This window comes from Nocardia jiangsuensis, assembly GCF_042650385.1.
GTDB classification, from domain to species: Bacteria; Actinomycetota; Actinomycetes; order Mycobacteriales; family Mycobacteriaceae; genus Nocardia; species Nocardia jiangsuensis.
The window spans coordinates 63,598-85,950 of the sequence record NZ_JBHSAX010000011.1; the positions used below are offsets into that span (position 1 = coordinate 63,598).

The 22,353-nt window shown below is 71.5% G+C and carries 21 protein-coding genes and 1 pseudogene; 6 read left to right on the top strand and 16 right to left on the bottom strand.

What is annotated here, in order from left to right; all coding sequences use genetic code 11:
• Window positions 1–315: 315 nt before the first annotated feature.
• The 3 genes from ACFO0B_RS11520 to mftF all read right to left on the bottom strand — a co-directional run bounded on the left by ACFO0B_RS11520 (window position 316) and on the right by mftF (window position 4,684).
• Complete coding sequence (locus tag ACFO0B_RS11520; RefSeq protein WP_378612390.1) at window positions 316–1,647, bottom strand: GAF domain-containing protein; 1,332 nt, start codon at window positions 1,645–1,647, stop codon at window positions 316–318.
• Window positions 1,648–1,843: 196 nt separating this feature from the next.
• Window positions 1,844–3,280: a mycofactocin dehydrogenase MftG gene (gene mftG / locus ACFO0B_RS11525; RefSeq protein WP_378612391.1), complete on the bottom strand. Its 1,437-nt coding sequence runs from the start codon at window positions 3,278–3,280 to the stop codon at window positions 1,844–1,846.
• A gap of 3 nt (window positions 3,281–3,283) precedes the next feature.
• Complete coding sequence (gene mftF, locus ACFO0B_RS11530) at window positions 3,284–4,684, bottom strand: mycofactocin biosynthesis glycosyltransferase MftF (RefSeq protein ID WP_378612392.1); 1,401 nt, start codon at window positions 4,682–4,684, stop codon at window positions 3,284–3,286.
• Between the two features lie 308 nt (window positions 4,685–4,992).
• On the opposite strand from mftF, the gene mftR2 reads away from it, so the two are divergent.
• Window positions 4,993–5,631, top strand: coding sequence for a mycofactocin system transcriptional regulator MftR2 (gene mftR2, locus ACFO0B_RS11535; RefSeq protein WP_378612393.1), 639 nt, complete (start codon window positions 4,993–4,995; stop codon window positions 5,629–5,631).
• A 61-nt stretch (window positions 5,632–5,692) separates the two neighbouring features.
• A complete protein-coding gene (locus tag ACFO0B_RS11540; protein WP_378612394.1) occupies window positions 5,693–6,748 on the top strand; it encodes a 2Fe-2S iron-sulfur cluster-binding protein in 1,056 nt (351 codons plus the stop codon).
• Between the two features lie 4 nt (window positions 6,749–6,752).
• Here the strand turns inward: ACFO0B_RS11540 and ACFO0B_RS11545 are convergent, their stop codons facing one another.
• The 10 genes from ACFO0B_RS11545 to hppD all read right to left on the bottom strand — a co-directional run bounded on the left by ACFO0B_RS11545 (window position 6,753) and on the right by hppD (window position 16,768).
• Entirely contained in the window at window positions 6,753–7,466 is a 714-nt protein-coding gene (locus ACFO0B_RS11545; RefSeq protein WP_378612407.1) for a DNA alkylation repair protein, read from the bottom strand.
• Window positions 7,467–7,612: 146 nt separating this feature from the next.
• Window positions 7,613–8,377 (bottom strand): glutamate racemase, encoded by a 765-nt coding sequence (locus tag ACFO0B_RS11550; RefSeq protein WP_378612408.1) that lies wholly within the window; start codon window positions 8,375–8,377, stop codon window positions 7,613–7,615.
• Between the two features lie 117 nt (window positions 8,378–8,494).
• Window positions 8,495–9,709, bottom strand: coding sequence for an NAD(P)/FAD-dependent oxidoreductase (locus ACFO0B_RS11555; protein WP_378612395.1), 1,215 nt, complete (start codon window positions 9,707–9,709; stop codon window positions 8,495–8,497).
• A 162-nt stretch (window positions 9,710–9,871) separates the two neighbouring features.
• Entirely contained in the window at window positions 9,872–11,062 is a 1,191-nt protein-coding gene (gene tuf, locus ACFO0B_RS11560) for an elongation factor Tu (protein WP_378612396.1), read from the bottom strand.
• 102 nt (window positions 11,063–11,164) lie between these two features.
• Window positions 11,165–13,267 (bottom strand): elongation factor G, encoded by a 2,103-nt coding sequence (gene fusA, locus ACFO0B_RS11565; RefSeq protein ID WP_378612397.1) that lies wholly within the window; start codon window positions 13,265–13,267, stop codon window positions 11,165–11,167.
• 127 nt (window positions 13,268–13,394) lie between these two features.
• A complete protein-coding gene (rpsG, locus tag ACFO0B_RS11570) occupies window positions 13,395–13,865 on the bottom strand; it encodes a 30S ribosomal protein S7 (protein ID WP_378612398.1) in 471 nt (156 codons plus the stop codon).
• Window position 13,866: 1 nt separating this feature from the next.
• Window positions 13,867–14,241, bottom strand: coding sequence for a 30S ribosomal protein S12 (gene rpsL, locus ACFO0B_RS11575; RefSeq protein WP_067653430.1), 375 nt, complete (start codon window positions 14,239–14,241; stop codon window positions 13,867–13,869).
• Window positions 14,242–14,485: 244 nt separating this feature from the next.
• The gene (locus ACFO0B_RS11580) at window positions 14,486–15,037 is read right to left on the bottom strand and encodes a DUF3558 domain-containing protein (protein ID WP_378612399.1); all 552 of its coding nucleotides are present in this window, start codon (window positions 15,035–15,037) and stop codon (window positions 14,486–14,488) included.
• Window positions 15,038–15,045: 8 nt separating this feature from the next.
• A complete protein-coding gene (locus ACFO0B_RS11585) occupies window positions 15,046–15,567 on the bottom strand; it encodes a DUF3558 domain-containing protein (RefSeq protein WP_378612400.1) in 522 nt (173 codons plus the stop codon).
• 37 nt (window positions 15,568–15,604) lie between these two features.
• On the bottom strand, window positions 15,605–16,768 hold the full coding sequence (hppD, locus tag ACFO0B_RS11590; protein ID WP_378612401.1) for a 4-hydroxyphenylpyruvate dioxygenase: 1,164 nt from the start codon (window positions 16,766–16,768) through the stop codon (window positions 15,605–15,607).
• A gap of 111 nt (window positions 16,769–16,879) precedes the next feature.
• Between hppD and ACFO0B_RS11595 the strand changes: the two genes are divergently transcribed.
• On the top strand, window positions 16,880–17,398 hold the full coding sequence (locus tag ACFO0B_RS11595; RefSeq protein WP_378612402.1) for an Lrp/AsnC family transcriptional regulator: 519 nt from the start codon (window positions 16,880–16,882) through the stop codon (window positions 17,396–17,398).
• 21 nt (window positions 17,399–17,419) lie between these two features.
• On the opposite strand, the gene ACFO0B_RS11600 is transcribed toward ACFO0B_RS11595, so the two are convergent.
• Both ACFO0B_RS11600 and ACFO0B_RS11605 read right to left on the bottom strand, forming a co-directional pair.
• Window positions 17,420–18,526, bottom strand: a complete 1,107-nt coding sequence (locus ACFO0B_RS11600) for a winged helix DNA-binding domain-containing protein (RefSeq protein ID WP_378612403.1) — start codon at window positions 18,524–18,526, stop codon at window positions 17,420–17,422.
• A 35-nt stretch (window positions 18,527–18,561) separates the two neighbouring features.
• Window positions 18,562–19,536 carry an NADPH:quinone oxidoreductase family protein gene (locus ACFO0B_RS11605; RefSeq protein WP_378612404.1) on the bottom strand — a complete coding sequence of 325 codons (975 nt, stop codon included), beginning with the start codon at window positions 19,534–19,536 and terminating at the stop codon, window positions 18,562–18,564.
• Window positions 19,537–19,674: 138 nt separating this feature from the next.
• On the opposite strand from ACFO0B_RS11605, the gene ACFO0B_RS11610 reads away from it, so the two are divergent.
• The 3 genes from ACFO0B_RS11610 to ACFO0B_RS11620 all read left to right on the top strand — a co-directional run bounded on the left by ACFO0B_RS11610 (window position 19,675) and on the right by ACFO0B_RS11620 (window position 22,112).
• Window positions 19,675–20,001 carry a type VII secretion target gene (locus tag ACFO0B_RS11610; protein ID WP_378612405.1) on the top strand — a complete coding sequence of 109 codons (327 nt, stop codon included), beginning with the start codon at window positions 19,675–19,677 and terminating at the stop codon, window positions 19,999–20,001.
• Window positions 19,998–21,125 (top strand): transglycosylase SLT domain-containing protein, encoded by a 1,128-nt coding sequence (locus ACFO0B_RS11615; RefSeq protein WP_378612406.1) that lies wholly within the window; start codon window positions 19,998–20,000, stop codon window positions 21,123–21,125. Before ACFO0B_RS11610 ends, ACFO0B_RS11615 begins: the two co-directional genes overlap by 4 nt.
• 213 nt (window positions 21,126–21,338) lie before the next feature.
• A complete protein-coding gene (locus ACFO0B_RS11620) occupies window positions 21,339–22,112 on the top strand; it encodes an acyl-[acyl-carrier-protein] thioesterase (protein WP_233020649.1) in 774 nt (257 codons plus the stop codon).
• 18 nt (window positions 22,113–22,130) lie between these two features.
• Here the strand turns inward: ACFO0B_RS11620 and ACFO0B_RS11625 are convergent.
• Window positions 22,131–22,353 (bottom strand): annotated as a pseudogene (locus tag ACFO0B_RS11625) (ferredoxin); the annotation flags it as partial.

A 22,353-nucleotide genomic window follows, 5' to 3' on the forward strand; every position in this document is an offset into this window, starting at 1 on the left:
TGAACGAAGCGGTGGCCACCGGCCCCCGGTGGCCACCGGTCCCCGGCGGTGTCCGCCCGCCGGGGCCGGTTCAGCTGTCCTGACTCCTCACCATCGCGCCGCGGGTGTCGTCACCGCGACCTGTTGCCTACCTCACACGGATCGGGTCCGCGCATTGGACACTATGTCCTGCGTTAAAAAAACGGAACTTTTTCATCCAAAAAACCTGGGCGATTGTCCAGAAGTTGCCGGGGGGCCCGGACAATCCGGGCACGAAAGTGTCCCGGACCACATTCAGCGGCTGAATGTGACCTGTGGCACCGACGCCGGCCGAGACTATGGGGCGAAACGTTGCATCCGCGTTGCATCGGCGCCGAGCTTGCGATCGAGAACCCGGATCTTGGCCTCTATCTGCGCATACAGCGGAGATTCGCGATCGACGGTGGCGCGATATGCCACCCAGGCGTCGGCGTCGTCCCGCCCCTCGGGGCCGGCGGTCCACCGGCGCAGCACGGCGGAGTCACCGGAGTTCAGCACCGCCGCGCGCAGCCGCACCCGCAGTTCGTCGCGGATGTCGAGGATCCCGGGGGCGTTCGAGCGCGGCAGCACCGGCCCGGCGTAGAGCCGGAGCGCGGCCTCGACGTCGCCGGAGTCGAGCGCGGCGCGCAGCGCTTCGACGTCGGTAGCCACGTGGGTGCGCAGCCGGTACGGCCGGGAGCCGAAGACGGCGGGGCCGACGACCGCGCGCAGCCGGGACATGGCGGCCCTGATGGTGCCGTTGTCCAGGTCGGTGTCGTCGAGCAGCAGCGCGAGGTGGTCCGCGCCGAGCCCCTCGGGGTGCTCGGTGAGCAGCAGCAGGATCTCGGCGTGGCGCTGGGAGAGCAGCACCCGGCCGGTCGGCGTGGAGAGCTGCGGCTGGCCGAGGCCGAGCACGTCGAGCGCGAGCCTGCCGATCGGCGGGGCGGCCGGATCGTCGGGGGAGCCGTGCCGCTCGGCCCGCATGGCGCGCAGCACCAGGTCCATCTCGGCCGCCGTGGCCGCGGCCTTGACCAGGGCGAGGATCTCCGGCCGCGCCACCCGGACGCCACCGGCGATCATCAGCACCCCGACCAGCCTGCCGTCCGGCGCGTGCACGGGGGCAGCCGCGCCGGTGAGCTGGTGCATGCGATGCAGGAAGTGCTCGGGGCCGTGGACCCAGGCCGCGCGGCCGGTGCGGACGACGAGCCCGACGGCGCCGGTGCCGACCCGGCGCTCGCTCAGGTCGTCACCGGCGCGCAACCCGATCTCGGCGACCGCGCTCACCAGATCCTCGTTGCCGTGCACGGTGAGCACCCGGCCGAACTGGTCGGCGACCACGACGATGAGCCCGCCGCGCGCGGCGTCCTGCACGAGGAGCTTGTCGATGAGCGGCATCAGCACGGCGATCGGGTGCGCGTCCCGGTAGCGCTGCAGATCGGCGCCGCGCAGCCCGCGACCGTCCACCGGGTCGAGCGGATCGATCCCCCCGCGCACGCTCCGCAACCACGATTCCAGCACGAGGGGGCGCAACAGACCGGCGAGCTGCGACAGCTGCTCGCCACCCGCGCCGAGGTACCCGTGGGCCTGCGCGGCATAGGCCTCCAGCGCACCGAGCTCGGAGCCGTGCTCCGCAGCAGGGGCCGCCGTCATACCTTCGCGCGGTCGGGTAGCGGCGTCTTCTTGCTGCCCTCGAGGCCGCCCACCCGCAAGATTGCTGACCATTAGCCTTTCTTTCCCCCCCAAACTGTACCGGCGCGTAGGTTCTCGGCGGGGCGGATGGCTCCTTTGTCCTTCACCTCACAACGGGAACCGAGGCGGAGAAATTGTGACCTATTAGTCCTTCAGATTATCCGCGCATGCCGCGCGCGATCAGCTCGGCGAGTGCGACGACCATCGCCTGCGGCCCGCGGGACAGCGGGACCGGCACGATCGACAGGTCCGCGATCCACAGGTCGTCCAGGCCGTGCAGCCGTCCCATCCGGTCCACCACCGCATGGTTGTCATCCTGCCCCCCCATGCGACAGGAGCCGGCCAGATGTTGCGAAGTGGTGAGAACCGCGGGCAGCCCGGCCGCCGCGGGCGGCTGCGCCGAGAGCTCCGCGCCCGCCATCCCGGACAGCAGTTCGGCCGCGATACCGAGGCCGTCGAGCACGGCCAGCCGATCGGTGGCGGCGGCCAGGTGGTTGTGTTCGATCACAGGCGGCACGCGGGGGTCGGCGGCGCGCAACCGGAGCACTCCGGTGGTAGCCGGGCGCATGAGCGCGACCCCGATCCGGCGCACCCCTGGCGCGAACTCCAGCGCGTACGGCCGCACCTCGACGCCGTCCAGCTCCAGCACGGTCTCCAGCGCCACCGCGCCGGGGCGGTTGCCCGTCGCGCGGTAGTCGAGCCCGATCTCCGGGTGGTCGGCGCAGTGCTGCCCGACCGGCGCCGCCAGCACCGGCTCGATCCCGGCGGCGCGCAGCTCGTCCGGCGGGCCGATACCGGAGCGCAGCAGCAGCGTCGCCGATTCGATGGCGCCCGCGCAGAGCACCACCCGGCCCGCACGGATGGTCTCGGTCTCCGTGCGCACCCCGGCGACCCGGCCGTGCTCGACGAGCAGCCCGGTGACCGGGGTTTCGCCGCGCAGCGTGAGGTTCGGCCCGTGCAGCGCGGGCAGCAGATAGCGGGAGCCGGTGTCGGCGCGCAGCGTGCCGTCCAGCGAGCATGGCACCGGACCGACGCCGGTGGCCGGGGCGTCCGGGGCGTTCCAGTCCGGCACCGCCGGGAAGCCCGCGGCCAGCGCGGCGGCGGTGAAGGGGTCGTCCGGCGCGGCGGGGCGGCGCACCGGGATCGGGCCGTCGGTGCCGTGCCAGGGCGCGGCGCCGAAGTCGAGGTCGTGTTCGATCGCCGCGAAGGTCGGGGCCAGCGCGGCGGCGCTCCAGGTGGCAGCGCCGACCTGCGCGGACCAGGCGGCGAGGTCGGCCGCGGGCGGGCGGATGAAGTAGGCCCCGTTGACCGCTCCGGAGCCGCCGAGCACCGCGCCGCGGACCAGGGTGGCCGCGACGGGGGCGCCGTCGGCGTACCCGAGCACGGCGGGGTAGTGCCGCAGCCACGGCGCGGCGGGGTCGAGCGGCAGGGTCGCGGCGTCGAGCAGGCCGGGCGGGGCCTGCGCTGGGGTCGCCCAGACCGGGCCCGCCTCCAGGACGAGCACGGCGTGCGCGGCGTCGGCGCTCAGCCGGGCGGCGACCACGCAGCCGGCGGTACCGGCGCCGACGACCAGCGTGTCCGGCTCCGGCCGCACGGCTCAGCCCATCCGGAAGCGGAGCACCGGGGTGAGCGCGGCCGCGCTGCGGGCCCGGTACGCGCCGAGCCAGAGGCCGGAGCCGTAGGCGATGTCGTCCAGCCGCTTGAAGCCCAGGTAGCGCACCGGGTCGAGGCCGTCGCGCTGGTAGTGCGTGTACCAGTCCACCAGCCCCTCGCCGACCGCGAGCAGCAGCGCCACCCGCCGGATCCGGCGCGAGGCCAGCACCGCGAGCAGCGTCACCGGCCAGTAGTGCCTGCACACCGCGGAGGCGATCCGCCACAGCCCGGCGGCGAAGCCCCTGGTGACGTAGATGGCGGCGATCCGGTTCGGATTGTCCAGCCCGGTGAGCGCCCGCCGCAGCCGCAGCCCGGCCGCGAAGAGCGTGCCGATCCCGCCCGCGGCGCCGAGCCTGGTGCCGGTGCCGAAGAGCACGGCGGCGAGCAGGGTCCAGGCGGGCAGCGTGAGCGGGGAGACCAGCTCCGCGTGCCGCTCCGCCAGCGGGGCGGCGCCGGTGCCGTAGTACCGCCTGCGCGCGAACCAGGAGCGGAAGGTCACCCGGTGGTCGTGCGCCACCCTGGCGGCCGGCTCGTACCGCAGCCGCCAGCCGGCGCGCTCCAGCCGCCAGCACAGGTCGACGTCCTCCGCGACCCGCATGTCCTCGTCGAAGCCGCCCGCGTCCAGCAGCGCCTGCCTGCGCACCAGCAGCGCCGCGCTCGGCACGTAGCTGACCACGGTGTTCGAGCGCACCGCCGCCTCGCGCCGCCCCAGGTCCAGCGACGAACGCGAATGCTCGTAGCGAGCGAGGGCGTTGGCGCGCGGGTCGAGCGCGACGATGCGCGGCGCCACCAGCGCCACCTCGGGGTCGCTGAGGTGCCCGAGCATGACCTCGAGCCATCCGGTGCGCGGGACCACGTCGCTGTCCAGGAACGCCACGTAGTCGGTCGTCGCAGCGCGCAACCCGGCATTGCGCGCGGCCGACGGGCCGAGCGCCCGGTCGTGCCGCAGCACCGTGACCGGCGCCCGCCGCTCCGGGTCGCGCACCGGCTCGGCCGAGCCGTCGTCCACCACGATCACCCGGTGATGCTCGGAGATCCCGGCCAGCAACCGGTCGAGCCCCGCGGCATTGTCGCGCAGCGGCACCACCACCGTCACCTGCTCCGGCGACGGCAGCAGCCGCGGGCGCGGATTGCCGACCCCCGAGTCGAGCAGCCGCCGCGCCACCGTGGCCGAGCGCTGATCGGTGACCTCCAGGTACCCGTCGCCGATCATCGCGGCGGCCTCCGGCGCGAGCCGGAGCAGCCGGGCGGGCGACCCGCCGATCAGGATCCGGCCCCCCGAGAACGCGCGCACCCGCGGATCGATCCGCACCCCGAAACCGTCGGGCAGGCGATCGTGGCGCATTCCTGCGATGCTATGCCGAAACGGCGGCGCGGGCATCATCGCCGCCGCCACCTGCGGCGTTGGGGCGAGCCGCCACCCAGGGTCCGGCATACCGAGGGCAACCCGTCGGAGCGGGCCGAGAAACTGCAACACGTTACAGTGACTACGGGCACCGGCCGGCGCGGTGAACCCGGTATCGCCCCGCACCCCCGGTTGACCGGGCGCGCCGCGCGCGGAACCGGCCCGCCCGCGCGGGTTCTAGACTCCGTGGGGGAACGCAGGTGAACGGCGAGTGACGGGTGGCACACACCCGCGGCGGTAGAGGTGGCATGGGAGTCGGACGCACGCAGGCCGGCGGGGCGGGCAACTCGCTCTCGGAGGCCGAGATCGTCGAGGCCGCGCTGCGGGTGGTCCGCCAGGACGGCGTGGAGAAGCTCTCCATGCGGCGACTCTCCCGCGAACTCGGCGTCTCGCCGATGGCCCCCTACTACTACGTGGCCGACAAGCGCGAGCTGCTCGACCTGGTCGCCACCGCCGCGCTCACCGGACTCCGCACGCCACCGCCGGATTCCGGGCCGTGGCAGCTGCGGCTGCGCGACCTGATCGACCAGATCGACGAGAAGCTGCGCAAACACCCCGGGCTCGGCGACATCCTGCTCGAACAGATGCTCGGCAAACAGCTCGACCTGATCACCGCCATCATGGAGATCCTGGTCGACGCGGGCTTCGACGACCGCAACGTGCTCGCCGCCTACGCCACCATCCACACCTATCTCTTCGGCCGCAGCAGGGTGAATCCGCGCGACCGCTACTCGCCCCCGGACGTCACCCTGCCGGAGCCGGTGGCGCGGGCCAGCCGATATATGGCGGACCTGCGCGGCCGCTACTCCTACGACTTCGGCATGGAGGTGCTCGTGGCCGGGCTGGAGGCCCAGCTTGTCCGCCGGCCGCGCGCCGACGTAGGATAAAACTGAAACACGTTCTAGTTCTCGCGTCGCTCCCGGTGCCGCCGGGTCCGGAAAGGACGACATGACCACCGTCGAGGTCCCCCATGGTTCGCGTTCGGCCGTGCTGCGCGTCGCCGCGGTCGTCGCGGAGACGGCCGACGCCTGTTCGCTCGTCTTCGAGGTGCCCGACGAGTTGCGCGAGCGGTTCCAGTACAAGCCGGGCCAGTTCCTGACCCTGCGCATCCCCAGCGACCGCACCGGCTCGGTGGCGCGCTGCTACTCCCTGGCCAGCTCGCCGCATACCGACGACGCGCCCAAGGTGACGGTCAAGCGCACCGACGGCGGCTACGGCTCCAACTGGGTCTGCGACAACGTCAAGGCGGGCGACGAACTCGAGGTGCTCCCGCCCTCCGGCGTCTTCACCCCGAAGGATCTCGGCGCCGACCTGCTGCTCTTCGGCGCGGGCAGCGGCATCACGCCGGTCATGTCCATCCTCAAGTCCGCGCTGGACCAGGGCTCCGGCCGGATCGTGCTGGTCTATGCCAACCGCGATGCCGCCTCGGTGATCTTCGCCGACGAGCTGCGCGAGCTGGCCCAGCGCCACCCCGGCAGGCTCACCGTGCTGCACTGGCTGGAGAGCCTGCAGGGGCTGCCGAGCACCGAGCAGCTGGCCGGGCTGGTCGCCCCCTACACCGAGCACCACGCCTTCCTGTGCGGCCCGAAGGCGTTCATGGACCGGGTGCACGACGCGCTCGGCACGCTCGGCGTCCCGCGCGACCGCACCCACGCCGAGGTCTTCAACTCGCTGGCGGGCGACCCGTTCGCCGAGCACGTCGCCGCCGAGGTGAGCGCTGCCGACGCCGCCGACGCCGCGACCGTCGAGGTGGAGCTGGACGGCGAGACGCACGAGCTGCGCTGGCCGCGCAAGCAGACGCTGGTCGACATCATGCTCGACAAGGGCATCGACGTGCCCTACTCCTGCCAGGAGGGCGAGTGCGGCTCCTGCGCCTGCACCGTGCTGGAGGGCAAGGTCGAGATGGACAATGCCGAGATCCTCGACCCCGAGGACATCGAGAACGGGTACATCCTCGGCTGCCAGGCGCGGCCGATCACCGACCGGTTGCGCATCCAGTTCTGAGCGCTCAGCGCAGGGCGCGGTAGCGGGCGCGCTCGGCCGGGTCGAGATGCTCGGTGGCATAGCTCAGCGCGGTGCGACCCATGGCCGCCCCGTGCTGGTCGAGGAAGCCGGTGAGCACGGCGCGGTCCACCCGCTTACCGACCTCGCGCAGCATCCACCCCGATGCCTTCTGCAGCAGGTCGCGGCGGTCCGGCAGCAGCCGCTCGACCAGCTCCAGCGTGGTGGTGGGGTCACCGGCCTTGATGAAGGCGAAGGTGCTGAGCAGGGCGACCCGGCGCTCCCAGAGCGAATCGGCGGCGGCGAGCTCGACGAGCAGGTCACGCGGGCGGTCGAGCAGCCAGCGGCCGACGATGTACTCGGCGGAGGCGTCGACCAGATCCCAGTTGTTCACCCGGCCGCCGCGCACCGCGACCAGGTACAGCTCGACGATCGCGCGCTGGGTGGCCTCGTCGCGGGTGCGCGGGCGGGCGGCGAGTTCGGAGCGGCGGTTCAGGATGAAGAGCGCGGCCAGCCGCTCCTCGTGCACCGGGCTCGCCAGCAGCTCCTCGACCTGATCCAGCGGCAGCTCGGCGAAGGTCTTGGCCACCTTCCGGACAGCGGGCACCCTGACCCCGATGAAGACGTCGCCCTCGCCGTACTCCCCCGGCCCGGTCTTGAAGAAGCGGCGCAGGCCGGCGGCGTCGACAGGGTCGGCGTGCGCCGCCAGCGCCGCCCGCAGCGCATCGGCCGACGCGCTGCGGGCGGCCGGGCCAGGTCGCCGGCTCTGTTCCGTCCCGCCGGTCGAGCCCGGTTCCGCGCTGCCGCCGGAGTCACTCGCTCGGCCCGCGCGCCGCTCGGGCGCGCGCCCGGCGCCGGAGCGCGAGTTCACGACAGCCCGACCCCGAGCAGCCGCCCCGACTCGAACGCCCCCGCGCTCGGCGGCAGCGGGCCGGGGCGCCCGCTGGTGCGCACCAGGATGGTGCCGTTTCCGGTGCTGGGCCGCCCCAGCTCTTCCATCCGCCGCACCGTCTGCGCGGCCACCGCGGGCGCACTGTCGAAGAGCCGGACCCCGGCGGGCAACGCGGCCAGGATCTCGTCGGCCATGAGCGGGTAGTGCGTGCAGCCGAGCACGACACCCTCGACCCCGTCGGGCGTGCGCTCGGCGGCGGAGGCGATGGCCCGGCGCGCCGCCGCCAGCTCGCCGCGGTCGATGGAGTCGGCGAGGCCGTGACAGGCGATCCCGACCACCTCCGCCGCGCCGCCGAAGCGGGCGATGAGATCCGCCTGGTACCGGCTGGCGGTGGTGGCCGCGGTCGCCCAGACCGCCACCGAGCGGCACTCCGCCGCGGCGGGCTTGATGGCGGGCACGGTGCCGACCACCGGCACCTCCGGCCCCACCATGGCGCGCAGCTGCGCCAGCGCGGTCACGCTCGCGGTGTTGCACGGCAGCACGATCACCTCGGCGCCGAGCCGCAGCGAATCCGCTGCGGTGTCGAGCACCCGCTGCACCGTCCACGCCTCCGGCTTCGGCCCCCACGGCGCGCCGTCCGGGTCGAGCTGGAGCAGCAGGTCCACGTCCGGGCGCAGTTTGCGCAGCCACGCCGCCGTCGGCAGCAGGCCGAGCCCCGAATCGATGAGCGCCACGATCACACCGCTCACCGTATTACAGAGCCGGGACACCCCCGCCCCTGGCCGAGCGCGACCGATCCAGGCCCGCCGCAGCCGCAGCAGGTGGCGCGCGCCCGCACCGGCGACGCGAATCCCGGCTCAGGCGGGCGCGAGCACGTCCGCGACCCGCGCGCCCGCGGCGATCTTGCCCCGCGCCTTCATCACCTTCCCGGCCATGCCTGCGCCGACCACCGCGGTGAGAATCCCGTCCCGCGAGTAGTAGGCGATGAAGGCGTGCCCGTTACCCGGCTCCACGTGCAGGTCGTCGGCCGGGCTCGGCTTGCCGAGCGCCTGCAGCTTGAGCTCGTACTGGTCACTCCAGAAGTACGGCACCTGCGCGGGCACGGCGGGCACCTCGGTGCCGGGCACCAGCTCGGCGAGGATGTGCAGCGCGACCACCCGCGCCTGCTCACCCGCGCTGGTCCAGTGCTCCATCCGCCGGTGCGCACCGGCCGGGGTGCGCCAGGCCGCCACATCGCCCGCCGCCCAGACCCCGGCCGCGGAGGTGCGGCCGTTCTCGTCGGCGAGGACGCCGCCACCGGCCCCGGCGGGCGCCAGCTCGACCCCGGACTCGGCCAGCCACTCCACCTCCGGCCGCGAGCCGACGCCGAACACCACCAGATCGGCCGCCACCTCGCTGCCGTCGCTGAGCTCGGCCCCGCGCACCGCCCCGTTCTCGTCGGCGTGCAGCAGCGAGACGCCGAGCCCGCAGCGCACGTCCACACCCTTGGCCCGGTGCATCTCGGCAACCCGCTCGCCGACCTGCTCGCCGAGCACGCCTGCCAGCGGCGCGGCCTGCGGCTCCACCAGCACCACGTCCAGCCCCTCGGCCCGGAACGAGGCCGCCACCTCGCAGCCGATGAACCCGGCCCCGATCACCAGCGCGCTGCGCGCCGAGCCGACCGCGGCACGCAGCCCGGCGGCATCGTCGTGGGAGCGGAGCACATGGATCCCGGCCAGCTCGGGCAGCCCGGTGAGCCGCCGCGGGCGCAGCCCGGTCGCGATCACCAGGTGCGCGTACTCCAGTTCACTGCCGTCGGCGAGCAGCAGCCTGCGGTGCGCGATGTCGATGCCCGCCGCCGCCACCCCGAGCCGCAGCTCGATCTGCTGCTCGGCGAAGAACTCGGGCGGCCGCAGCGCCGTGTCCTCGACCTCGCCGCGCACGAACTGCTTGGACAGCGGCGGGCGGTCGTACGGCGGCCGGTCCTCGTCGCCGACCAGGACGAGGCCGCCCTCGTACCCGGCCCGCCGCAGCTCCTCTGCGGTTCGCAGCCCGGCAAGGCCTGCGCCGACGATCACGATCGGTGCGGTCATCGCGTTCTCCATTCTCGAGAATGCCGTTATCATACCTGGAACGAGGTAGCTATCACCCTAGCAAGTGCTTGGTTGGTCGTCAGCACCGTCGTTCGCCCCCGAAACGCCGAACGGCGCCGCCCCCGCAGGGGCGACGCCGTGGCGAACCGTGATGTCAGGACATCACTTCAGGATCTTGATCACGCGACCGGCACCGACGGTGCGGCCACCCTCACGGATCGCGAAGCGCAGGCCCTCTTCCATGGCGATCGGCTGGATCAGCTTGACCAGCATCTCCGTGTTGTCGCCCGGCATGACCATCTCGGTGCCCTCGGGGAGGGTGACGACACCGGTCACGTCGGTGGTGCGGAAGTAGAACTGCGGGCGGTAGTTGTTGAAGAACGGGGTGTGGCGGCCGCCCTCGTCCTTCGACAGGATGTACGCCTGGCCCTCGAACTCGGTGTGCGGGGTCGTGGTGCCCGGCTTGACGACGACCTGGCCGCGCTCGACGTCCTCGCGCTTGATGCCGCGGACCAGCAGACCGACGTTGTCGCCGGCCTGGCCCTGGTCGAGCAGCTTGCGGAACATCTCGATGCCGGTGATCGTGGTCTTGGTCGTCTTCTCCTTGATCCCGACGATCTCGACCTCTTCGTTCACGTTCACGATGCCGCGCTCGACGCGACCGGTGACGACGGTGCCACGACCGGTGATCGTGAAGACGTCCTCGATCGGCATCAGGAACGGCTTCTCGGTCTCGCGCACCGGGTCCGGGATGGACTCGTCGACCGCGTCCATGAGCTCGACGACGGAGGCGACCCACTTCTCGTCACCCTCGAGCGCCTTCAGGCCGGAGACGCGAACGACGGGGGCGTCCTCGTCGAACTCCTGCGCGGCCAGCAGCTCGCGGACCTCCATCTCGACGAGCTCGAGGATCTCCTCGTCGTCGACCATGTCGGACTTGTTCAGCGCGACCAGGATGTAGGGCACGCCGACCTGGCGGGCGAGCAGCACGTGCTCGCGGGTCTGCGGCATCGGGCCGTCGGTGGCCGCCACGACCAGGATGGCGCCGTCCATCTGCGCCGCACCGGTGATCATGTTCTTGATGTAGTCGGCGTGGCCGGGGGCGTCGACGTGGGCGTAGTGCCGCTTCTCCGTCTGGTACTCGACGTGGGAGATGTTGATCGTGATACCACGAGCCTTCTCCTCCGGCGCCTTGTCGATCTGGTCGAACGCGAAGGCCGCGTTCAGATCCGGGTACTTGTCGGCCAGCACCTTGGTGATCGCCGCGGTCAGCGTGGTCTTGCCGTGGTCGACGTGACCGATGGTGCCGATGTTGACGTGCGGCTTCGTCCGCTCGAACTTCGCCTTCGCCACTTTGTGTCCTCCTGGACTGTCTTGGTGCGTGCAGTTGCAGCAGTGCGGTGGTCTCCCCCGCACTTACACGGGGAAAGGGTATTGAATACGCCCGGGAGCGATTTACTCGCCGGTCGCCTTGGCGATGATCTCCTTCGACACGTTGGCCGGAACCTCCGCGTACGAATCGAACACCATGGAGTAGTTCGCCCGGCCCTGGGTCTTCGACCGCAGGTCACCGATGTAGCCGAACATCTCCGAGAGCGGAACCAGCGCCTTGACGACACGGGCACCACTGCGTTCCTCCATGGCCTGGATCTGGCCACGGCGGGAGTTCAGGTCGCCGATCACATCGCCCATGTAGTCCTCGGGCGTGATCACCTCGACGGCCATCAGCGGCTCGAGGATGACCGGACCGGCCTTGCGGGCCGCTTCCTTCAGGGCCTGCGCGCCGGCGATCTTGAACGCCATCTCCGAGGAGTCGACGTCGTGGTAGGCGCCGTCGAGCAGCTTCGCCTTGATGTTGACCAGCGGGTACCCGGCCAGCACGCCGTACTGCATGGCGTCCTGGATACCGGCGTCGACCGAGGGGATGTACTCGCGCGGCACGCGGCCACCGGTGACCTTGTTCTCGAACTCGTAGGTCGCACCGTCCTCGCCGACGAACGGCTCGAGGGCGATGATGACCTTCGCGAACTGGCCGGAGCCACCGGTCTGCTTCTTGTGCGTGTACTCGAGCTTCTCGACCGTCTTGGTGAGGGTCTCGCGGTAGGCCACCTGCGGCTTGCCGACGTTCGCCTCGACCTTGAACTCGCGGCGCATCCGGTCGACCAGGATGTCCAGGTGCAGCTCGCCCATGCCGCCGATGACGGTCTGGCCGGTCTCCTGGTCCAGCTTGACCGAGAAGGTCGGGTCCTCTTCCGAGAGCCGCTGGATCGCGGTGCCCAGCTTCTCCTGGTCGGACTTGGTCTTGGGCTCGATCGAGACCTCGATGACCGGGTCCGGGAAGGTCATGGACTCCAGCACGATCTGGTTCTGCGGATCCGCGAGGGTGTCACCGGTGGTGGTGTCCTTCAGGCCGATGACCGCGTAGATGTGCCCCGCGGAGGCCGCGCCGACCGGATTCTCCTTGTTGGAGTGCATCTGGAACAGCTTGCCGAGCCGCTCCTTCTTGCCCTTGGTGGAGTTGATCACCTGGGCGCCGGAGTCGACCTTGCCCGAGTACACCCGGACGTAGGTCAGCTTGCCGAAGAAGGGGTGCACCGCGATCTTGAACGCCAGCGCCGCGAACGGCTCGGAGGCGTCCGGCTTGCGGGTCAGCAGCTCCTCTTCCTTGCCGGGAACGTGGCCCGTGGTGTTCTCCACGTCCAGCGGCGAGGGGAGGTAGTCGATGACCGCGTCCAGCATCGGCTGCACGCCCTTGTTCTTGAAGGCGGAGCCGCAGAGCACCGGGTAGAGCTCGGAGGCCACCGTCAGCTTGCGGATGGCGCCCTTGATCTCCTCGATGGAGAGCTCCTCGCCGCCGAAGAACTTCTCCAGCAGCGCCTCGTCGGACTCGGCGACGGTCTCCAGCAGCGCGGTGCGGTACTCCTCGGCGCGCTCCTTCAGCTCGTCCGGGATCTCGACGACCTCGTACTCCTCGCCGAGCTTGGTCTCGCCGCGCCAGACCTTGGCGTTGTTCTCGACCAGGTCGACGATGCCCTCGAAGGTGTCCTCGGCGCCGATCGGCAGCTGGAGCACCAGCGGCTTGGCGCCGAGGCGCTCCTGGATGGTGCGCACGGTGAAGTAGAAATCCGCACCGAGCTTGTCCATCTTGTTGACGAAGCAGATCCGCGGCACGTCGTACTTGTCGGCCTGACGCCACACCTGCTCGGACTGGGGCTCGACGCCCTCCTTGCCGTCGAACACGGCCACGGCGCCATCGAGCACCCGCAGCGACCGCTCCACCTCGACGGTGAAGTCGACGTGCCCGGGGGTGTCGATGATGTTGATCTGGTTGTCTTTCCAGAAGCACGTGGTCGCGGCGGAGGTGATGGTGATACCACGCTCCTGCTCCTGCTCCATCCAGTCCATCGTGGCCGCGCCGTCGTGGACCTCACCGATCTTGTAGGTGATGCCGGTGTAGAAGAGGATGCGTTCGGTAGTGGTGGTCTTACCGGCATCGATGTGGGCCATGATGCCGATGTTGCGGACCTTGTTCAGGTCGGTGAGCACGTCCTGTGCCACGGAAATCTTCCCCGCTCTGCTCTCTGGGTTGAGTCTTCGGTTGTCAACGCCGGAACGGGCATCGGAATGCCCGGTTCACGACCGTGAGCCTGCCTGGCCCCGACAGCGATGACGGGCCGGGCGGAAATCACCAGCGGTAGTGCGCGAAGGCCCGGTTGGACTCGGCCATCTTGTGCGTGTCCTCGCGCCGCTTGACCGAGGCGCCGAGGCCGTTGCTGGCGTCGAGCAGCTCGTTGGCCAGCCGCTCGACCATGGTCTTCTCCCGGCGCGCCCGCGAGTAGTTGACCAGCCAGCGCAGCGCCAGGGTGTTGGAGCGGCCCGGGCGGACCTCGATCGGCACCTGGTAGGTGGCGCCACCGACGCGACGCGGCTTCACCTCGAGGGCGGGCTTGACGTTGTCCAGCGCGCGCTTGAGGGTGACGACCGGATCGGTGCCGGTCTTCTCGCGCGCCTGCTCCAGCGCGCCGTACACGATGCGCTCGGCGGTGGACTTCTTACCGTCCAGCAGGATCTTGTTGACCAGCTGCGTGACCAGCGGCGACCCGTAGACCGGGTCGTTGATCAACGGACGCTTGGGAGCGGGACCCTTGCGCGGCATATCAGCTCTTCTCCTTCTTGGCGCCGTAGCGGCTGCGGGCCTGCTTGCGGTTCTTCACGCCCTGGGTGTCGAGCGAGCCACGGATGATCTTGTAGCGCACACCGGGCAGATCCTTCACCCGGCCGCCGCGGACGAGCACCATCGAGTGCTCCTGCAGGTTGTGGCCCTCACCGGGGATGTACGCCGTGACCTCGATCGCGCTGGTCAGGCGAACACGCGCAACCTTGCGGAGCGCGGAGTTCGGCTTCTTGGGGGTCGTGGTGTACACACGCGTGCACACGCCACGGCGCTGCGGGCTGCCCTTGAGCGCCGCGGTCTTGGTCTTGGCGACCTTGTCACGGCGACCCTTGCGGACCAGCTGGTTGATGGTTGGCATAGACCGGCTTTCCTCAGTTGTTATCGCGGTACGGGAACTTCATGGCTCAGCTGCACGTCCGACCCCATTTCTCGCGTCCCGAGGTCGGGCGTGTCGCGCGCGGTACGGAACCCCGGTTTCCAGGCACACCTGAGGGGGTCGGCCGCTCTCGCTGGCCTACGTCTGCACACGAACCTGCCCGCTACGTTCCGGGCACAGCCGTCCACGATACCCGTGACCTCGAGAAAGGGTCAAAACGGGGTGGTCAGCGGGCCAGGTTGAGGGTCAGGGCCATGAGTTTGCGGACCGACTCGCACGGGTCGGGGTGGCTGGAATTCGCCCGATAGTTGAGCCACCAGCCGATCACACCGTTGTCCGGCGCACTCGCCACCATGCCACACGAGTCCGGATCGTTCGGCCTGCGGATCTGCAGCACGAGCGCGCTGTCGACGGTGACGTTCGTCGTCTCGTACCCGAGCTTGTTGTTGGTCTGCTTCTCGTTGCCGAGCGAGCCGTTCTCGTACCAGTTCAGGGTGGCCATGCCGTCGCCGCCGGGCGCCCCGATCAGATCCCACATGCAGACCGCGCCGAAGAAGGAGTCCTCGGCGACGACGCCGTCGCCGACCGCCGCGCCGATCTGCTCGTGGCTCAGGATCTCGCACTCGCGGAGCAGTTTGTCCAGCCTGGTGTCGACCGGCTGGCTCTCGCCGACCCCGAGCGGCGTGCCGGGGATCTCCCGGCCGCAGCCGCTCACCGCGGCGGTCACGGCGAGCGCGGCGGCGAGCGCCGCCCCGCCCCTGCGCAGTCGGTTTCGCATGCCGCTCCTCACCGGATCCGCTGGAGCGTCAGCTCGGCCAGGGCCCGGCTCCGGTCGCAGGGATTGCCGGTGACGAACGGCCCGAGGTTGGTGGACCACTCGAAGAAGTCGTCGCCGAGCTGGATGGCCAGGTCGCAGATCGAGCCGCCGGGGTCGAGCGCGGCGAAGCCGGGCCTGCCCGCCACCTGGATCTGCTCGGGCGCGCGGCCGTTCACCGTCACCCAGGCCCGCTCGCGCTCGATCGGGCTGCCCCGGTAGGAAGCGAAAGTGATACTGGCGGAGCCGAATCCGCCCGCCTGCCAGTTGCAGCCGACCGCGTTCCGGAAGACCCGGGTGACCTGGCCGATTCCGCCGACGTCGCGGATCTCGTCATCGGTGACGTTGCCGCACTCGCCGACGAACGGCCCGAGCTCGACGACCTTCGGCGCCGGCCGGGCGGGGCCGCTCTGCTCGGAGCCGTCGCCGGAACCGCAGCCCGAGAGCACGAGCGCCGAGGCTGCCACCGCGACCGCCGCCCACTTGATCCGCATGCCTCGAACTGTACCGAGTGCCCGGCGCCGCACCGGCTCACAGATTCCCCCTCGCCTCCTGCTCCCGCTCGATCGCCTCGAAGAGCGCCCGGAAGTTGCCCTTGCCGAAGCCGAGTGAGCCGTGCCGCTCGATGAGCTCGAAGAAGACGGTGGGGCGGTCGCCGAGCGGGCGGGTGAAGATCTGCAGCAGGTAGCCGTCCTCGTCCCGGTCGACCAGGATGCCGCGGCGCTCCAGCTCCGCGACCGGCACCCGGACGTGCCCGATCCGCGCCCGCAGCGCGGGGTCGCGGTAGTAGGCGGCCGGGGTGTCGAGGAACTCGATGCCCTGCGCCCGCAGCACGTCGACGGCGCCGATGATGTCGGCGGTGGCCAGCGCGACGTGCTGCACGCCCGGCCCGCGGTAGAACTCCAGGAACTCGTCGATCTGCGAGCGCTTGCGGCCGGGCGCCGGCTCGTTCAGCGGAAATTTCACCCGGTGGTTGCCGTTGGCCACCACCTTGCTCATCAGCGCCGAGTACTCGGTGGCGATGTCGTCGCCGATGAACTCGGCCAGATCGGTGAACCCCATGACGTCGCGGTAGAAGCCGGCCCAGCGGTCCATCCGGCCCAGCTCCACATTGCCGACCACGTGGTCGACGGCGAGGAAGACCGGCGCGCCGATGGGGCCGCCGGTGCGCGCGACGAAGCCGGGGCGGTACGGCCCGTCGTAGCGGGAGCGGTCGATCAGGGTGTGCCTGGTGTCGCCGTAGGCGGCCAGGGCGGCCACCCGGACGGTGCCGAATTCGTCGGTCTCGTCCCGCGGCTCGGTCAGCACGGTGGCGCCGCGGGCGCGGGCGGTACGCACGCAGCGGTCCACGTCCGGCACCTCGAGCGCGATATCGGCGATGCCGTCGCCGTGCTCGCGGTGGTGCGCGGCCAGCGGGCTGGCCGGGTCGACCGCGCCCGCGACGACGAACCGCGCCGCCCCCGCGCGCAGCACGAAGGCCCTGTGGTCGCGGTTGCCGGTCTCCGGGCCGGAGTAGGCCACCTGGCGCATGCCGAAGGCGCTGCGCAGGAAGTGCGCGGCCTGGGTGGCGTTGCCGACGATCCAGACCAGGGCGTCCCAGCCGATCACCGGGAACGGGTCGGCGCCGGTGTCGTGATCGACCAGCCCGACGAGGGTGCGCAGTTCCTGCTCGCTCGGAATCGGTTCCACCGTCATCGCCCTACGAGACCGCGCGCCGCCACCGGCGGGCAAGCTCGGGAGAAAGTCGTGGACATGCCGGTACATCCGGCCAGCGGATGCCGGATTTTCCTTGGCAGAATGAACAGTATGACCAAGAGCCAGGCGCGGCTGGACGAACTCGATCTGGCCATCCTCGCCGCCATGCACGAGTACCAGAAAGCAGGCATCCTCGAGCTCTCCCGGCGGACCAGGGTGGCCCGCGCCACGGTGCAGGCGCGGATCGGCCGGATGGAGCAGGCCGGGGTGATCGCCTCCTACGACCCGCACGTCGACGTCACCGCCGCCGGGTTCGACGTGCAGGCCTTCGTCACGCTGGAGATCGCGCAGGGCGCGCTGGACAGCGTGGCCGAGGAGCTCGCCGCCATCCCCGGCGTGCTGGAGGCCTACGCCACCACCGGCTCCGGCGACGTGCTCTGCCGGATCGCCGCCGATTCGCACGCCGGGCTGCAGGCGGTGCTGCTCAGCATCGACCGGACCGGGTCGGTGGTGCGCTCGCACAGCGTCATCGTGCTCTCCACCGTCGTGCCGCGCCGCACGCTTCCGCTGCTGCGCACGCTCGCGCCCGCCGGGACGAGCAAGGCCCCGGCATACCGCGACACCAGGTGAGGGTGGCCCGCGGCGGCGGAATCAGCCGCGGATGTCCGCGTCCGGCTCCAGGATCAGCACCTCGGGCTCCCGCTCCGGCTCCAGGAAGCCGAGCAGGGCGTGCGCCTCCGCCTCGACCTCCGCGCGCTCGGCCGCGCTCCACGGCCGGGCAGGCACGATCCGCGCGGTACCCCCGGTGATCTTGTAGTGCCCGGCGACGAAGCCGTCCACCAGCACCGGCGAGACCATCACCGGGAAGACCCGCTGCGCCGATTCCGGCAGGATCCGGCTCCGATCCCGGTGCGCGAGCGTCGCGTTGTCGTACCAGCCGAGCAGCCGGATCGGCGCGGGTACGTCCGGGTCGGTGAGCTCGGCATCGACGAGGTCGTAGAGCACCTTGCCGCGCTCGTCGGTGTACTTGCGCACCCGGTCGCCGAGCGAGTCGACGGCCCGCTTGGCGCCGGGCAGCTTGGACCAGGTCTGCATGTCCGCGGTGCTCGCCGGGCCGAAGGCGGCGAGGTAGCGGGCGAGCAGCTCGGCGAGCGGGTAGCCGGGGTCGAGCGGGGCGCCGAGCCAGGGCTCGATCCGCGCCCAGACCGGCTTGCTGTTGTCCCGCCAGCGCCCGCGCGGCGGCACCTGCAGCACCGGCAGCTGGTAGAGCCAGGTCTGCACGACGTGCCCCGGCCGCCGGTCCGGGTAGTGCGCGAGCGCCGCGGCGCGCAGGTCGACCGAGGAGATCGGTTCGGCGCCGATCGCCGCCTCGCCGCGGGCCCGCACCTCCTCCGGGTCGAGCCCGACCATGGCGCCGAAGTTGAACCCCTTGCGGAACGGCACCTTCTCCAGCTCCGGCTGGATGTGCGGCGCGATGCGCAGCGCGTCGGCGGCGGTGACCAGGTGGATGGTGCCGCGCATCAGCGTGATCCGGACCAGCGAGCGATCCTCCAGCCCGCGATCCACCGTGCTCCGGTCGAAGCGGGCGATCCGGCTCCACGCGCCGACGAAGGGCGGCGGGACGTCCTGCGCCTGCAGCCCGATCAGGTGCTCGCAGAGCGCGGCGATGCTCAGCGGCGCACGCGCCAGCAGGTGCTGGCGCGCGAGCAGCGTGCGATTCAGGGTGCGATCCGAGAGCCTGTCCCCCGCGGCGGTCATGGCGAGCACCGTACCGGCGCCCGCCGACACCGGCGTCAGCGAACGGTGACGACCACCTTGCCGGTGGCGCTGCGCTGCTCCAGCGAGGCGACGGCCTCGGCGGTGCGCTCCAGCGGGTACGGCACCACCTGCGGCGGGGCGATCGTGCCGTCGGCCAGCAGCGGCTCCACCTCGGCCCACTGCTCGGCCAGGTAGCCGGGGTGCTTCAGCACCCACGCGCCCCAGCCCGCGCCGATCACCTCGACATTGTTCAGCAGCAGCCGGTTCACCTTGACCTGCGGGATCTCGCCCGCGGTGAAGCCGACCACGAGCAGCCTGCCCGCGGGGGCCAGCGAGCGCAGGCTGTCGGTGAAGCGGTCGCCGCCGACCGGGTCGAGCACGATGTCGACGCCGCGGCCGCCGGTCAGCTCCTTGACCCGGGCGGCCCAGTTCTCGGTGAGTACCACGTCGGTGGCGCCGTTGGCCCGCGCCACCTCGGCCTTCTCCTCGGTGCTGACCACGCCGATCACCCGGCCGGCGCCGAGCGCGCCCGCCAGCCGCAGCGTCGAGGTGCCGATGCCACCGGCCGCGCCGTGCACCAGCACGGTCTCGCCCTCGGCCAGCCTGCCGCGGGTGCGTAGGCAGAAGTGCACGGTGAGGTCGTTGAAGAGGATCCCGGCCCCCGCCTCCAGCGAGACCGCGTCCGGCAGCGCGAACACCGTGTCGGCGGGCACCACCGCGGTCTCCGCGACGGCGTTGCCGAGCATGGTCAGCGCCAGCACCCGATCGCCCGCCCGCACGTGCGCGCCATCGGGCGCCGCGCGGACGATGCCGGAGATCTCGCCGCCGACGGTGAACGGCAGCTCCGGCTTCAGCTGGTACAGCCCGCGCGACATCAGCACATCCGGGAAGGCGATACCTGCGGCGTGCACGTCGATCACGACGCCGCCGGGGAACGCCACCGGTTCCGCGATCTCCGCGATCTCGATCGAATCCGGTCCCTCCAGGGTGCTGATCCTGGCTGCGCGCATGGGCCTGCCTCTCTCTCCGCGCGGCATCGACCGGGGTGGGACGCCGCCTCCAGCCCAACCTATCCGCCCTGCGTGCGGCCCGGCCGGAGCATCCCGTTTTGCTATGCTGACCGCGACTTGCGGGGAGGGGGAGTTCTCATGGTCGAATCAACGGGGAATCCGAGCGAGGCGATCCGGGTGGATCCGGACGTCCTGCGCACGTTCGCCCAGCGCCTCGGCGCCGAGGCGGGGGCGGTCACCGGGCTGGCGGCGGGCGAGCCGTTCGCGCCCGCGGTGAACGCGCTGCCCGGCACCGGGATCGGGGCGGCCGCCGAGGCCGCGGGGGCCGCGCTGGACGGCGCACTGCAGCGGATCGGCGCCCGGCTCAGCACCGTCGCCGAGAATCTGCGCACCGCCGCGGGCGGCTACGACCTCGACGAGGCGGAGTTCGCGCACCGGCTCGGCACCATCGGGCTGCCGTCATGACGCTCACCGTCGACGACGTCGCCGCCTGGCAGCCCGACCAGCTCACCGCGGCGGGCAGCGCAGCCGCCCGCATCCAGGCGGAGCTGGACGCCGCGCTCGGCTCCGCGGTCACCGACACCGCCGCGCTCACCTGGTCCGGCGCCACCGCCACCGCGGCGACGGCACGGGTGGAGACCGAGAAGACCCGCGGCTCCGCGGTGAGCGCCGCGCTGCTGGAGCTGCGCACGGCCTTCACCCAGCAGGTGACGAACCTGGCCGAGGCGAAGGCCACGGTGCTCGCGCTGCGCGACGACGCGCTGAACCAGCCCGCCCCGCTGGGGCCGTACGGCGTCGCCCCGGACGGCACCGTCGACGCCACCGCCCGGATCGCCTACCTGCGCGGCCAGGCGCACCTGGTCGACGTGGAGGGCCTGGTCTTCCAGGAGGCGCTGCAGGCCGCCTCGCGCACCTGGAACCTGACCCGGGCGCTGCGCACCGCGGAGTCCACCGCCACCACCGCGCAGACCGCCGTCGAACAGGCCACCGGCACGCTGCGCGCGGCCTACGACGGCCTCGGCGAACCGGCGCTGAACGTCCCGGCGGCCGCCCCCACCGCACCGGCGAGCACCACGGCGGCCCCGGTCTCGTACAGCAGCGGCAACTCCTCGTCGAACGGCAGCGGAACACCCACCGGCACCGGCACCGGCACGGACACGGACACGGGCACGGGGAGCGGCACCCCGCAGTACGCCGCCACCGGCTCGATGCCGACCGGCCCCATGCCGACCGGTGACAAGGCCGAGTGGATCCGGCAGGCGATCGAGGTGCTGCGGGCGCAGGGGTACGACGTGAAGGACAGCGACGCCGCCGTCATCGCCATGATCATCGACAAGGAGTCGGGCGGGAATCCGCAGGCCATCAACCTGTGGGACAGCAATGCCGCGGCCGGCATCCCGTCCAAGGGGCTCATGCAGACCATCGACCCCACCTTCGACGCCTACAAGGTGTCCGGGCACGACGACATCTGGAACCCGGTCGACAACATCATCGCCGGGTCCCGCTACGCCATCGAACGGTACGGGTCGCTCTCCAATGTGCCCGGCATCGTCGCCATGTCGAGCGGGCAGGGATATCGGGGCTATTGATTCGCGTGCCAGGGCCGCGGCGGGCGGGCACGGTGGTAAGTTCTGCGGCGCCGCGCCGGGCTGCTCCCGGCGGCGCAATCGTTCGTCGCCGGGCACGGCAGCAGGGCGGACGTCGCACCGACTCTGCGTGAGGGTGTGACCTACGCCCCGTAAAGTCGTCTCACAACAGCACCGCACGAACACGCAGCACACCGTGCAGCGCGAGGAGCACCAGTGTCAGTCGAACAGCCACTCGCCCCGCTTCCCGAGGAGGGCACGGGCTTCGATTCGGCGTGGCCCGTCCGGGCGGGCGATGTGGATCCCTACAACCGATTGCGCTTCGACGCCGTCGCCCGCTACCTGCAGGACATCGCCTGGGAGCAGCTCAACGGCACCTTCCTGAACCGGACCGACCCGAACTGGATCGTCCGGCGCACGGTCATCGACGTCATCCGCCCGGTGCTGTGGCCGGACGAGGTGCAGCTGCTGCGCTGGTGCTCCAGCATGTCCACCCGCTGGACCAATATGCGGGTCCGGCTCACCAGCGGCAACGGCGGGCTGATCGAGACCGAGGGCTTCTGGATCAATATCAGCGAGTCCAACAACATGCCCGCTCGGATCAGCGACGAGGGCCTCGCCTACCTGGCCCGCTCCACCGACGAGCACCGGCTGCGCTGGCGCCCGTACCTCACCGACGCCACCCCGCCGGAGTCCGACACCGACCTGCCCTTCCCGCTCCGGGCCACCGATATCGACCAGTACAACCACGTGAACAATGCCTGCTACTGGCAGGCCGTCGAGCAGTTCCTCGCCGAGTACCCCAAGCTGGTGGCGGCGCCGCATCGCGCCGTCATCGAGTACGTGGCGCCGGTGCTCGCGCGCCAGCACATCCAGGTGCGCAGCCGCTACGAGTCGGGGGATCGGTCCGGCGGGCCGGTGCTGCGGCTGTGGTTCGTCGTCGGCGGGGCGACCACCACGGTCGTGCGGATCATGCCGCTCCCCGCCTAGCGGGGAGCGGCACGGGCCTCAGCCGCGCGAGGCGTTCAGCAGGTCCTCCCTGGACGCGAACTTCACGCGGGGGCGGCCTGCGGTCTTGCCCGCGGTCTTCTCCGCGGTATCGATCGCCTTCCACCCCGCCCGATCCACCAGGTCCGGCTGACGCGACTGCACCAACTCCCGCAACGCCACCCGATCCGCCTTCGGAGCAGCCAGCTTCCCGGCCACGAAGTCAGCGATCAGTTGCTCCACG

Bases quoted from the DNA above. Each gene is read 5' to 3' on its own strand.
- ACFO0B_RS11600 (WP_378612403.1), bottom strand. From the start codon at position 18,526: ATGACCGCCGCGGGGGACAGGCTCTCGGATCGCACCCTGAATCGCACG.
- rpsL (WP_067653430.1), bottom strand. From the start codon at position 14,241: ATGCCAACCATCAACCAGCTGGTCCGCAAGGGTCGCCGTGACAAGGTC.
- mftR2 (WP_378612393.1), top strand. From the start codon at position 4,993: ATGGGAGTCGGACGCACGCAGGCCGGCGGGGCGGGCAACTCGCTCTCG.
- ACFO0B_RS11585 (WP_378612400.1), bottom strand. From the start codon at position 15,567: ATGCGGATCAAGTGGGCGGCGGTCGCGGTGGCAGCCTCGGCGCTCGTG.
- hppD (WP_378612401.1), bottom strand. From the start codon at position 16,768: ATGACGGTGGAACCGATTCCGAGCGAGCAGGAACTGCGCACCCTCGTC.
- rpsG (WP_378612398.1), bottom strand. From the start codon at position 13,865: ATGCCGCGCAAGGGTCCCGCTCCCAAGCGTCCGTTGATCAACGACCCG.
- ACFO0B_RS11610 (WP_378612405.1), top strand. From the start codon at position 19,675: ATGGTCGAATCAACGGGGAATCCGAGCGAGGCGATCCGGGTGGATCCG.
- ACFO0B_RS11605 (WP_378612404.1), bottom strand. From the start codon at position 19,536: ATGCGCGCAGCCAGGATCAGCACCCTGGAGGGACCGGATTCGATCGAG.
- ACFO0B_RS11615 (WP_378612406.1), top strand. From the start codon at position 19,998: ATGACGCTCACCGTCGACGACGTCGCCGCCTGGCAGCCCGACCAGCTC.
- mftF (WP_378612392.1), bottom strand. From the start codon at position 4,684: ATGCGCCACGATCGCCTGCCCGACGGTTTCGGGGTGCGGATCGATCCG.
- ACFO0B_RS11540 (WP_378612394.1), top strand. From the start codon at position 5,693: ATGACCACCGTCGAGGTCCCCCATGGTTCGCGTTCGGCCGTGCTGCGC.
- ACFO0B_RS11555 (WP_378612395.1), bottom strand. From the start codon at position 9,709: ATGACCGCACCGATCGTGATCGTCGGCGCAGGCCTTGCCGGGCTGCGA.
- ACFO0B_RS11595 (WP_378612402.1), top strand. From the start codon at position 16,880: ATGACCAAGAGCCAGGCGCGGCTGGACGAACTCGATCTGGCCATCCTC.
- ACFO0B_RS11580 (WP_378612399.1), bottom strand. From the start codon at position 15,037: ATGCGAAACCGACTGCGCAGGGGCGGGGCGGCGCTCGCCGCCGCGCTC.
- ACFO0B_RS11520 (WP_378612390.1), bottom strand. From the start codon at position 1,647: ATGACGGCGGCCCCTGCTGCGGAGCACGGCTCCGAGCTCGGTGCGCTG.